This window comes from Okeania sp. SIO3B5, from assembly GCF_010692555.1.
Taxonomy (GTDB): Bacteria; Cyanobacteriota; Cyanobacteriia; order Cyanobacteriales; family Microcoleaceae; genus Okeania.
The window spans coordinates 1-11,939 of sequence record NZ_JAAHHG010000308.1 but is presented as its reverse complement, the minus strand read 5'-3'; the positions used below and the strand labels follow the sequence as shown (position 1 = coordinate 11,939).

General features: G+C 36.3%; 9 protein-coding genes. 3 read left to right on the top strand and 6 right to left on the bottom strand.

Features of this window, described 5'->3' with window-relative positions:
- The first annotated feature begins 176 nt into the window (after positions 1–176).
- The 3 genes from trpC to F6K54_RS29525 all read left to right on the top strand — a co-directional run bounded on the left by trpC (position 177) and on the right by F6K54_RS29525 (position 3,959).
- A complete protein-coding gene (gene trpC, locus F6K54_RS29535) occupies positions 177–1,058 on the top strand; it encodes an indole-3-glycerol phosphate synthase TrpC (protein WP_293085779.1) in 882 nt (293 codons plus the stop codon).
- 608 nt (positions 1,059–1,666) lie between these two features.
- Entirely contained in the window at positions 1,667–1,897 is a 231-nt protein-coding gene (locus F6K54_RS29530; protein WP_293085776.1) for a DUF5340 domain-containing protein, read from the top strand.
- A gap of 904 nt (positions 1,898–2,801) precedes the next feature.
- Entirely contained in the window at positions 2,802–3,959 is a 1,158-nt protein-coding gene (locus F6K54_RS29525; RefSeq protein ID WP_293085773.1) for an alanine--glyoxylate aminotransferase family protein, read from the top strand.
- Positions 3,960–4,426: 467 nt separating this feature from the next.
- Here F6K54_RS29525 and F6K54_RS29520 read toward each other — a convergent pair whose 3' ends face one another.
- The 6 genes from F6K54_RS29520 to petM form a co-directional block, all read right to left on the bottom strand.
- A complete protein-coding gene (locus F6K54_RS29520; RefSeq protein ID WP_293085770.1) occupies positions 4,427–4,657 on the bottom strand; it encodes a DUF2949 domain-containing protein in 231 nt (76 codons plus the stop codon).
- A 1,806-nt stretch (positions 4,658–6,463) separates the two neighbouring features.
- Positions 6,464–6,985 carry a DUF192 domain-containing protein gene (locus F6K54_RS29515; protein WP_293085767.1) on the bottom strand — a complete coding sequence of 174 codons (522 nt, stop codon included), beginning with the start codon at positions 6,983–6,985 and terminating at the stop codon, positions 6,464–6,466.
- A gap of 962 nt (positions 6,986–7,947) precedes the next feature.
- Positions 7,948–8,643, bottom strand: a complete 696-nt coding sequence (gene nblR, locus F6K54_RS29510) for a response regulator transcription factor NblR (RefSeq protein WP_293085764.1) — start codon at positions 8,641–8,643, stop codon at positions 7,948–7,950.
- A gap of 471 nt (positions 8,644–9,114) precedes the next feature.
- Positions 9,115–10,032 (bottom strand): NAD(+) kinase, encoded by a 918-nt coding sequence (locus F6K54_RS29505; protein WP_293085761.1) that lies wholly within the window; start codon positions 10,030–10,032, stop codon positions 9,115–9,117.
- Between the two features lie 287 nt (positions 10,033–10,319).
- A complete protein-coding gene (locus F6K54_RS29500) occupies positions 10,320–11,297 on the bottom strand; it encodes an SDR family oxidoreductase (RefSeq protein WP_293085759.1) in 978 nt (325 codons plus the stop codon).
- A gap of 356 nt (positions 11,298–11,653) precedes the next feature.
- Entirely contained in the window at positions 11,654–11,755 is a 102-nt protein-coding gene (petM, locus tag F6K54_RS29495; protein ID WP_063823346.1) for a cytochrome b6-f complex subunit PetM, read from the bottom strand.
- Between the last annotated feature and the right edge of the window lie 184 nt (positions 11,756–11,939).

Below are 11,939 nucleotides of genomic sequence, written 5' to 3'. Positions count from 1 at the left end.
TGGCATCGGGAGCTTAAGTTTTTGTAGTCAAAATGAGTGAAAACCGTTATATAATTGTTTGTGGTTTGTGGAGACAAAGTACCTTGTCGAAGACTATGCTCATGCAGTTAGACCTTCTGCCTTCTTCAATATTTATTTAAACTACCAAAAATAGTAAATTATCAAGACAAAATATAATGCAAATTCGTCGCAGACCGCCAACTTCACCCGTAGAAATGGGTAATTTACGCTATGAAGTTGCTTTGCCAAATTCAAAACCTCAAAATATTCTGGAAGAAATTGTTTGGTATAAAGAAAAAGAGGTAGATTATCTGCGGGATAAACAACCATTAATTGAGTTAAAAAAGAAAATCAACTCAATGTCTGCTCCTCTGGATTTTTTAGCTATCCTATCAACAGGAAAAACTCAACCTGCTGTAATTGCTGAAGTTAAAAAAGCCTCCCCTAGTAAAGGGGTAATTAGAGAAGATTTTGAACCAGTTACTATAGCTAAAACGTATCAACAAAATGGTGCAACTTGTATTTCAGTTTTAACGGATAAAAAATTCTTTCAAGGTAGCTTTGAATATTTGTCAAATATTAGGAAAAATGTTGACTTACCACTACTGTGTAAAGACTTTCTAATTTATCCATATCAAATATATCTTGCTCGTTTATATGGAGCTGATGCTGTACTGCTAATCGTGGCAATATTATCAGACCAAGATTTAAAATATTTTATCAAGATAGTTAATGCTTTAGGAATGACTGCTTTAGTTGAAGTTCATAGTTTAACAGAGTTAGACCGGGTATTAGCGATAGAAGGAGTTAAATTGGTAGGTATAAATAATCGCAATTTAGCAGATTTTTCAGTAGATTTACAAACAACTTGTAAATTAATGGAAGCTAGGAAAAAGGAGTTAGAAAAACTTGGAATTTTAGTAGTAAGTGAGTCAGGGATACATGGATATCAAGATGTAAACATTGTTAAAAATGCTGGTGTGGATGCTGTTTTAATAGGTGAGTCTCTGATGAAAAAAGCAGACCCTGGTGCAGCATTACTACAGTTATTTACCTAATAATTAAGTAAGCATTTCCTCCGGAATGCTGCGCAAACAGCCGTCAGCTATTAGCTAGCCTCCTAGGTCGGAACTACGTTAACAGCTATTAATTTTGGAGAAGGTAAAAACAACCTTTGAAATTGAGAAAGAATAAAAATTTACTGCTAAAGTCCCATAATATTAAGTCCGATAGCATTGGTATTGTAAAGGTAAGGAAGAGGGAAGAGGGAGGAACACTTAAAAGTCTGAAAAAAAACTTACAGCGCAATTAATTTAAGTAGATTAAAAAATTATTTTGGATGAGGGAGTAGACAGTAGAAGAATTATTTGGCTACTGTAGTCTATCTATTTTCAAACTGCTATAAATATTCCTCTAGATATTCATACTTAGAATTACAGAAAATATCGAGCGCGGACATGAAATAACAGGTTAAATCTAAACTTTTTTTGCATCTTCGTCCAAGATGTCTACAATTAGTTATAGTTTGATTTAAATCAACTCTTTCCTTGTTCCTTCCTCCTTTTTCAAGAATAATTACTAATGAAGCAGCTCTATGATTTCTATTTCTTGTTGAAATTATTACATGGCATAATGAACCAATTTGTAAACCTCTATAAATAAAACTATGGAACCAATACCAGTTCCCTCCCGTATTCATTATGAACTGCTACTTCAGTTATTAGAAAAAAAGACGATTTTAGCAGTAGACTATAATACAAAGCAGCACGCAAAAGTACGGGAACTTATTGTAGCTGTGAGAAAAGCTTTAGCGCTACAAAAACAACTTGAAGAAAGTTGCAAGCAGGCAAATTTACCAATTGAATATCAATGGTCTCTCAATGAAACAGAAAAATAAATATTAAGTATGGTTTGCGTATGGAAAGTCTTTTGTAGGGGTAGGAGTCAGAATTCAGAATTCAGAATTCAGAATTCAGAATTCAGGAAAAATGGGAATTATAGAGGAGGTAGGAGCAAGAATTGTCCCTTGATTTTTCTACCATAGTCAGCCCAAAATATAGCAATATGATTTTAGTTGTGAGATATTGGAGACTTTTGCTTTAGGGAATAGGTATGGAGGGAATAGGGAATAGGGAAGAAACGAATACATAAGAATAAGATAATTGCTATATCCTATACTTTACAAGGAACACCTCAATTCTCACATCTGATTCCTGACTGCTATACTAACTTTTTGAGCTTTTTTCACCGAAAAGCTAGCACTTTTTTGAACCCAAAAAAGACTAATACCTTTATTTATTAATACTTTGAGAATTAATCAGCAAGTCCTAAGTACATTAGAGCAAGCAAAAAAAATATTTATGAATACGAATTTCCCTATCTCGCTATCAATCTTTGGTAGCAAATATTAACGTATTTCATATAACTTTTACCAGATAAATAGTTGCTTCAACTATTGAATAATCTCTTGGGTGCATCTCAATGCGTGAATAAAGCCAAAAATTTATCGCTTTTAGGGAACAGGGAACACCGGAACAGGGAACAGGGAATATATAGGAAAAAAGTATTTTTGCTTGCTATGAGATGCACCCAATCTCTTAATATCTAAAATGTAAATTCTATAGAAATAAAAATCCAAAAAATCCTCAAAAAAAAATAATTAAAATTAAATAATTCCTAAAATAACTAAAACTTTCTCAGGTGGGAATCTTAAAGAAAAAATAAGTTTTTTCAATGAAATGCTTCTCAATCAATAAACATATAAACTAACTCAAGTAACACAAAACAAAGGAATAGAAAAAATGAATGACAAACTAATGTTAATGATTCCCGGACCTACTCCAGTACCAGAAACAGCCTTACTAGCTATGGCCAAACATCCAATAGGCCATAGAAGCGGTGATTTTTCCAAAATTATGGCAGAGGTGACAGAAAACCTCAAATGGCTACATCAAACAAAAAATGATGTGCTAATTTTAGCATCTAGTGGAACTGGGGCCATGGAAGCAGGTATCATTAACTTTCTCAGTCCAGGCGATCGCGTACTATGTGGATGTAATGGTAAATTTGGCGATCGCTGGGAAGAAGTAGCTACGGCCTATGGTCTCGAAGTCGAAAAAATCACGGCAGAATGGGGCCAACCTCTGGACTCGGAAAAATTTCGTGAACAACTAGAAGCAGATAAAGAGAAAAAAATCAAGGCGGTCATTATCACCCATAGTGAAACTTCTACAGGTGTTCTCAATGACCTAGAAACTATTAATAGTTATGTTAAAGCTCATGGCGAAGCATTAATTATAGTAGATGCCGTCACCAGTATTGGGGCAGTCAATATACCAATAGATGAGTTGGGCCTTGACGTTGTTGCTTCAGGTTCTCAGAAAGGTTATATGATACCCCCTGGTTTAGCTTTTGTGGCAGTAGGTGCTAAAGCTTGGACTGCATATGAAACGGCCAAATTACCACGTTACTATCTTGACTTGGGTAAGTATCGTAAAGATGCAGCTAAAAATACTACACCTTTTACCCCACCAGTAAATTTATTCTTTGCCTTGCAAGCTACACTTAGAATGATGCAAGATGAAGGATTAGAAAATATATTTGCTCGCCATCAACGTTTAATGAGTACGACTCGTGCAGCAGTCAAAGCTTTAGGGTTGCCCCTATTTGGACCAGATGCAGTAGCTAGTCCTGCTATTACGGCAGTTGCTCCTCCACCAGAAATAGACGCAGAAAAAATACGGACTATTGTAAATAAGCGTTTTGATATTGCTCTAGCTGGTGGACAAAACCACCTGAAAGGTAAAATTTTCCGTATTGGACATTTGGGTTTTGTTAGCGAACGGGATATTCTCACCGCTATCTCTGCATTAGAAGTTGCTTTGCGAGAGTTGGGATATGAAGCTTTTACTCCAGGAGCAGGTGTAGCTACTGCTTCTAGAGTTTTAGCCGAGTCATAAGTTAGCATCGGTTAGTAGTTAGTATTGACATCCTCCCCGGCCTAAAGGCGCGGGGATTCCTACTGAGCCGTAGCTCTTCGGCGGGTTGACGCTTTGCTTCGCATAGCTGTCGCTAACACAGGGTGCTGCTTCCTTGGCGGTAGTCTGATGCTTCCCTCCACGTCCGCGCACGAGTTTCCGCAATTCGCAGCTCCTCCGGAGGAGGCGTGCCCCCCGGCAACTAATAATAGTTTAGCATATATCCAATTCACTTGCATGCTCAAATAAAAAGTCGCCCTACAAGGGCGAGGCTTTAAACCCAATTTTTCGGTAAATTGAGGATATATATCATCAAATTTATTTAGTTTTACTACTAGCTAAATATAGCTACATATTTAAAAATCATTATTTTTAATGTTTAATGATAGATTTTAAATTTAGTTCTGAACTAAATTTAAATTGACTGTTTCTAGTTATTATTCTGGCATTTAGTTGAAATCATAAGTGGTTTCTAGCCAATCAAATATTTTATCCAACTGTTCTAGAGTAACTAAACCATATTGCCATAAAATCATTGGAAAAGCACTAAAGTCTGGTTTACGATCTACTAATGTTGAACTAATACTAGCTCTTTCTGCAACTGCTATAGAAGCTGAAGAAATAGATAATTCATCTTTCAAGAAATGGATAAAACGAGCATAATTATTATTTGGTGTCATTTTTCTTTACCGATAAATTGTGGGTATGCGCCTCCCCTTTTAAGGGGATAAAAAAAAGAGAATTCCGTATTTCAAGCCCCCTTATTGCAGAGGTACTGATAACTGATAACTGATAACTGATAACTGATAACTGAAATGACCTCCTATTTTTCAGACACCATTCTCTTTGTAACTCTTGTTTCCAAGAAAATTTATAGAGTCACATATTTAAGAGAATTATCATGTCAATAAAATTGATATTTTTTTTGGTATGTTATCGATAGTTATTTACTATTATCAAGCAATAATTTTTCTTGGGTATTGCTAGAATATGCCAGTTTTTTATCTGTTTACTAAACTCTACATTTTTTCAAAAAATTTAGAGTGAAACTCAACAAAAACTACTACTCTTGGACTATATTAAATTTTGAGAATAGCTCGATTTAAACCTACATAAGTTGCTTATGCTATTCCGCAAAATTAGCTATTAATTTATAGAAATATTTAGTGAAATTATCGTAACTCAAAATGTATATACATTCAGGCTGAAAAACAATTCACTATCTGTCTGAAAATTACAGAAGACTTTCTATTGAATTCTCTCTCTAGTCAAAAGATATAAACGTCGCAGTTAAGCACTTCCTGCGGACTGCTGCGCAAACAGCTATTAGCAGTCAGTTCTTCCGTTTGTCATACTGGGCAAACAGCTTTTTAATAAATTAAGCAAGCATTTTCTTCACTTCTACTACATTTTTAAACAAAGAATTGAAGCACAAGAACAACAAGCTTAAATTGTCCATTAAAGGTAACAAAGCTCATAGCTGATAGCTGACTGCTGTTTGCGCAGCATGACCTAGGAAATGCTTACCGTCCCAGACACAGTATCTAAGTAGGTGGTTGCCTTTTTTCAAAAAATTACTACTTACGAGGCTAAACTTGGTCGAGTCAATTTTTGAGAAAATAACTACTTTCTTTTAATATTTGTATGTATTTTAATTCACAATACAAACAATCTTTTATGCGTAAATGCGCAAAAATATACAACTAGATTTTCACTTCTAGCACAAAATATCATTATCCTCACACCAATCAACAGAATTAAATTAAGCAAAGCAAAAATAGACTCTTGGCAAGACAAGTTTTTCTATATCTTCCATACCTTCTTGGTCAAAGTAATGCTCGTAACTCAGTTCAGCATTATCGATATTGTCCAAATATTTCTCTTACAGCTTGCGAAACTTAATTTATTTTGATTTATTTCCGATGAATAGAATAGCAGTATTACAAACCATGAAAAGCCAAAGAATTCATATTCTGAACTTTGGGTTAACAATACTTTGAATCCATCTAAATAATGTCTGGGTTACCAATATAGCAAACTAAAACTTGAGTGTAAATATATAGTGAGTAAAATAATAAAAAGTTTTATTAGGTTTTGTCAACATAATTCACAATTTCGCGATCTTTTAGCTTGTTGTACAAAAATTATAGGTCTGGGGAATAGCAAAAAATAAATCATCCAATTTTTGAACTCAATCTTTTTGTTTTGTAGCAAAAGGAAGATGGAAGAAGTTTGATTATTGATATTCCGTTATTTTTGCTGCGAAGTAGTATGCACACAGCTATTTCATAAGTCAAATAAAGCAATAAGTGTAGGTTGGGTTGAGGGACGTTAGCGAAGCTTATCCGTAGGATAAACCCAACATTAGTAAGGTTTTGTTGGGTTTCCCTTCGGGAAGCTCCGCTAACACTGCCGTTCAACCCAACCTACATTTTTAGGCGTGTCAGTCTACTACAACCTTCTTCAATGTCAATTCTGTCAAATACCTAAATTTTTGTAATCATTATCCGGTCTCCCACTTTCAAACCTAATTCCTTTGCACGTCTTCCCCGAAGTTCAATTACTTGATCGACTAACACATCACCTCCATAATTAGGGCAAGGGTCAGCTAGACAGGGAGGGACATTTTCAGCGATCGCCTGAACTATGCCAGAATTAATAAATATAATATCAAGAGATATTTGGCAATTTTTCATCCAAAAGCCAACTTTTCGAGGCGGGTCAAAAGAGAATAACATTCCTCGGTCATCAGCAAGTTTAGTCCTGTACATTAAACCTATTGCTTGCTGTTGAGGGGTTTTCGCCACTTCTAAATTAATTATCTGATTAGATATATGAGCTTTTGCCGTAATTGGTAAAATTTGGCCTTGTGGAGATATCTGAGAATCTGATATATTTTGAGCTTGTGCTGGAGTATTAAAAACTTGAACAAATATTATTTGTAGCAAACAGCAAAGCAACAGAAATAAGATTATTCTAGACTTAAGTAAACAAATTTTACGATCCATAACTTAGTATCCGGATAATTAGTTATTGTATAATGATAGGAGTCAGGAAGAAGAAAGGATGAGGGTTGGAATAATCTGGGGATAAGTAGTCATTTTATATCTGCATTGCATGGAAGTAGAAAGTACGATGACTGTATAACAGGATTTTATATAATTAATTATTTATCAGATATTCTATGTATGTATATTTTGATTCATAAATAGTAATTTTTTTGATATTTCACTAGATATTTCCAATGATAAAAAATAAAATTTATTATTGCACAGAAATTATCAAAATAATATGGGTCTAAAACCCTGCCTTTTAAGGCGCAATATTTTTGGAGAGTTGCTCAAATCCCTTACTTCCCCTCCTGACTCCCCTCCTGGGAGGGGCGGGGGTGGGTTGGGGAGGGGCAGGGGTGGGTTAACTTCTGACTTCTGACTTCTGACTTCTGATTCGTTAACAATCCTTTCTTCCTATCGCCTACTTCCAGCCTTCCTCTTTTCTTGAGATGCCTAAAGCTCCCAACTTTCATGTCGGCAAGGGGTGTCCCGTTATACAAATGTTAACGGGAGGGGAATTGCCGACCAACAAATAAACCGCGTAGCGTCCACTTAGGAACTTGCATTGTGTGCTTTTTTGTGTTATTTTGACTATATTAGGAGTAGCGGTAATACGCACCTGATAAAAGCACATAGAAAGCGACATAGAGTATGGGGTTCAATTGCTGAAGTTAAGCGTCAACCCGTGAAAAGGTAAAACTCTTGAAGGAACTTTCTGGAGTACAGAATTGTTTAGTACAAAAAGGCGGTGTGTCTCATCGTCTCTGTCTGTGGAGGGTTAAGTGGTTGCACTCCTTTTGTTTCGCTCCGCAACATGTAACGCGCAGCGTTGCGCCAGCAAAACAGAAAGCCCGCGTCCGTGAGGTGGGCAAGCCTACATCATAATCTTTGATTTGATGTAGGAGAACGTCACGACTCTAAGTTTCCCTCAAAACATATCCAATACCACGGACTGTTTGAATTAATCGCTTTTCACCTTCTTGTTCAATTTTCAGACGTAGGTATCTAATATATACCTCAATTACATTAGACTCTCCCAAAAAATCATAACCCCAAACATTTTCCAAAATCTGTTCGCGACTCAATACTTCCCGAGGATGCTCCATTAAAAACCTTAATAACTCAAATTCCTTCATAGTCAACTCAATACTACGACCATGACACAAAACTCGCCGAGTAGCCAACTCTAAAATTAAATTGCCAAATCTCAATTGGTCCTTTTCTGCTACAGTAGGTTGTAAATAAAAACGGACTAATTTTAAGAATTCATCACTGCGATAAGGCTTGAGAAAATAATCATCAGCTCCAGACTCCAGACAAGCAACTCGGTCATCAACTTGGTCGCGAGCCATCATCAATAATATAGGCATATTATTACCCATTTCCCTCAAATGACTGCACAATGATAGTCCAGACTCACCAGCCAACATTCGGTCAATTACAATCAAAGCAGGTTTAATTTCTATTGCCCTGTGAAGACCCGTGGTAGAGTTAGTAGCTACAATTGGATGATAGCCTGACTCCTCTAGATCCAAACTCACATATTGGGCGAGAATTTCATCAGTTTCTATTAGTAATACAGAACGATCTCGATCTATAGTTAAGGTACTCATAGTTCATAAAAATATAGCCAAATATGATACATCCTTATTTTGCAGGTGTTACCATGACGCTCGTGAACTACAACACCCTCTATCCCATAGCTAAAAGCATTTGGGAATACTTTTTCTTTTCCTCTTTGCATGATTATCTCACTGATTCAATTTCTACTTGGTCATAATATAGAGGCTTGGACGTAGGTTCTGATGTGTCTAGAGGTAGCGTGTCAGTCGGTGGAATTTCACCCTATTGAACTCAGATCGTTGACTATGCGTGGCTATTTGTTTCTCTATTATCACAGACATTGTTAGATTCTGTCAATAGTTGCCCAAATTTATGGAGGCCATATGACTACATATAACTATATATGACTATATATCACTATATTTGTGTTGAATGTTTATGATACTAATGCCTTCTGATATAATCCTGGCATATTGAAGTTAACCTAGGTGAGAATTGCGAAAAATAACTACCAGGCTAATTTAAGGCAATTCCACAGAAGTTGGCTTGGCAATATGTGGCAGTCCCCATCCCAATTTCTCGCGCAGAACATGGAAAAATTCTGGTGGCTTGAGTCGAATGAAACGTGCTTTATAATGCGATCGTTTCACTCGTACTCGGTCCTCTGGCAAGACATAACATCCTCCATTACCATCTACAATCATCATCATACGATTTGGACTAGCAGGGAAAACAGTTACTGGTTCAGTATCAGCAAAAACCAAGGCACGGGATGCTAGAGAATGGGGACAAATAGGTGACAGTTCCAAAACGGGAACTCCAGGAGTCACGACGGGGCCACCTGCTGATAAAGAATAAGCAGTAGAACCAGTAGGAGTAGAAATAATAATACCGTCTGCCGCAATATCTATAGGAGCGTGCCGACCAATTTGAATTTCAAAATGGCACATACAGGTCATAGGTTCCCGATGTACAACCATTTCATTTAAACAAAGGGCTTCCCATAATAATTCATTATCTCGGAACAGACGTACTTCTAGCATTGTCCGTTCTTCTATTTCATAGTTTCCTGCTAATACCTGTTCAATAGCTGGATATAACTGATTGACAAAAGTCTCAGTTAAGAAACCCATGTGACCTGTATTGACAGTCAATAGTGGGATATGGCAAGGTGCTACTTGACGAAATGCAGATAATACTGTACCATCCCCTCCTAATACAACACCAAATGTCATGTCTTTGGTAAAGCCAGAAGGAACTAATTGGTCTATAGAAGTATGACATAAGGGACGTTCTAGGCTGGGATAACCTAAGATTCCTCCCGATCCACTGTTTATCTGAATATCATAGCCATAAGCAGTGAGCTTGTCTTTTAACTCATTAGTTATGCGACAAGCTATTGGTTTGGCATCGTTATAAATGATTCCTATTTTTGACACTCGAAAAAATCTAGTTCAGGGTGATCATACCGTTTCACGGAATTCAAAAGTCAAAAGTCAAAAGTCAAAAGTAAGATTTTATGGACTCATAACTTTAACGCTCAAGCAATTTCAGGCAATTATTTCACATATCACATATATAGCTTGTATAGTTTACAACTATTTTTTTTTGACCAAAAAATAAGGTCTCAAGTCTCTAGTTTTCCTAGGTCATGCTGCGCAAACAGCTAGAGGTACTGATAACTGATAACTGAGATGCTCGCCTTAAAAATTGGTATTAAACTTTTTTAGAAAAAGAAAGGTTTATTCTTGGAATTTGATTTTCCTAATTTTGCTTGCTCGTATTCTATTTCCTTCAACTTTTTCATAATCCGACTATAGTATTCTTGCAGATAAGATTCTAGTGTAGTTATTTCTTCAGGATTAATGCCAAATACAGGATAAACATCATCCATTGAAGCTGTTAATGGCTGACTGTTGGCTAATACTTCTGCAAAAGCTAGTCTATCCGAGACGTTCCAACCCCATTGAAATAGTCTAGTAAGCTGACGGAATGTACGCAGTAAGTTAATATTGGTACGGGTTACTTTTGCTTTTTCTCCAGACAGTCTTTCACACATCCGAATAATTTCACTAGCATCCCAAGCACGGGGACCTACTACGGGAAAGCTTTGATTTTCTGTTTCGGGAACTGAGATAGCACGGACAGCAAACTTAGCAATATCTTGAGTATCCATATATGCAATAGCTGTTCCTTGACCAGGAACCCAAACTGCTTGCTTATCTAATATTGGCACTGCATACTGGCCAATCAATCCCTGTAAAAAACCACAGGGCTTTAATATTGTGTATTTTAAGCCAGATTCAGCAATAAAAAGTTCTGTACATCGCTTAATTTCTAGGAGAGGGACTTGGGGGTATTTCTCTGCATTTAAAAAGGAGAAAAATATGAAACGTTCTACACCTTTAGCCACTAGAGCTTGAATCAGCGCTACTTTTCCTTCCCAGTCTACCTGTTTAATACTCAGAGAGTCTGTTGGTCTCGAAGTTGCAGCATCAATAACTGCATCAACTCCTTCCAAAGCTGGTAGTAAAGTTTTAGGCTTACAGAGATTTCCTCCTATTAGTTCAGCCCCCCACTCTTTCAAAAAAGATGCTTTACTGTAGCTTCTGATTAAGCAGCGTACTTCATAACCTTCGTTTAGGGCACAGCGTACTATTTGTCTACCAAGAGTACCAGTAGCCCCTACGATTAATAGTTTCATAAACAGTTTATTAATTATATTAAAGATTCTTTATCACTCTATCAAACTTCTCTCATTTTTTTACAAAACTTAATATTTTGAGTTAAATATGTTTGAGTTTATATTTATTAATCTGTTTAAGCTACCATAAAATTAATAGAAAGTAAATATAACGCAAGTCAAAAGTCAAAAGTCAAAAGTCAAAAGTAATCCCTGACTGAATTTTTCCTAGGTCAATGCTCCGCAAACAGGATCTACCGTAGTGCTATACCACCATAGGCATTCCCCACTAAATAAAAATCAATGAGGAAATGCTCCTGTTGTATAAAGCTCAGTCAGCTAAGGGGTCATACTACTTTAAACATTGGGAAATTTGATTATTCGCCTCCTTGTAATTTAAGTAATAGGAAGCCTCCAGCTAAACCAATCAGAATTACAGAAAAAGACAAAATAGCTGCATTGAAAATCTCACCACTCATATTCTTAAAATACTCCTATGTAATTCGCGATATATATTTTAAGACATTTTGACTTCTCCCCAGACTCAAAGTCATAAGTATTCTTTAATGCAATAAATACACCCCTTCGGAAAAGAGGGAGTAGTAGGGACGTTGCATACAACGTCCCTACTACTCCCTCTTTTCCGAAGGGGTGTATTTATTG

Coding starts and splice junctions, on each gene's coding strand:
- trpC (WP_293085779.1), top strand. CDS start 177: ATGCAAATTCGTCGCAGACCGCCAACTTCACCCGTAGAAATGGGTAAT.
- F6K54_RS29530 (WP_293085776.1), top strand. CDS start 1,667: ATGGAACCAATACCAGTTCCCTCCCGTATTCATTATGAACTGCTACTT.
- F6K54_RS29525 (WP_293085773.1), top strand. CDS start 2,802: ATGAATGACAAACTAATGTTAATGATTCCCGGACCTACTCCAGTACCA.
- F6K54_RS29520 (WP_293085770.1), bottom strand. CDS start 4,657: ATGACACCAAATAATAATTATGCTCGTTTTATCCATTTCTTGAAAGAT.
- F6K54_RS29515 (WP_293085767.1), bottom strand. CDS start 6,985: ATGGATCGTAAAATTTGTTTACTTAAGTCTAGAATAATCTTATTTCTG.
- nblR (WP_293085764.1), bottom strand. CDS start 8,643: ATGAGTACCTTAACTATAGATCGAGATCGTTCTGTATTACTAATAGAA.
- F6K54_RS29500 (WP_293085759.1), bottom strand. CDS start 11,297: ATGAAACTATTAATCGTAGGGGCTACTGGTACTCTTGGTAGACAAATA.
- petM (WP_063823346.1), bottom strand. CDS start 11,755: ATGAGTGGTGAGATTTTCAATGCAGCTATTTTGTCTTTTTCTGTAATT.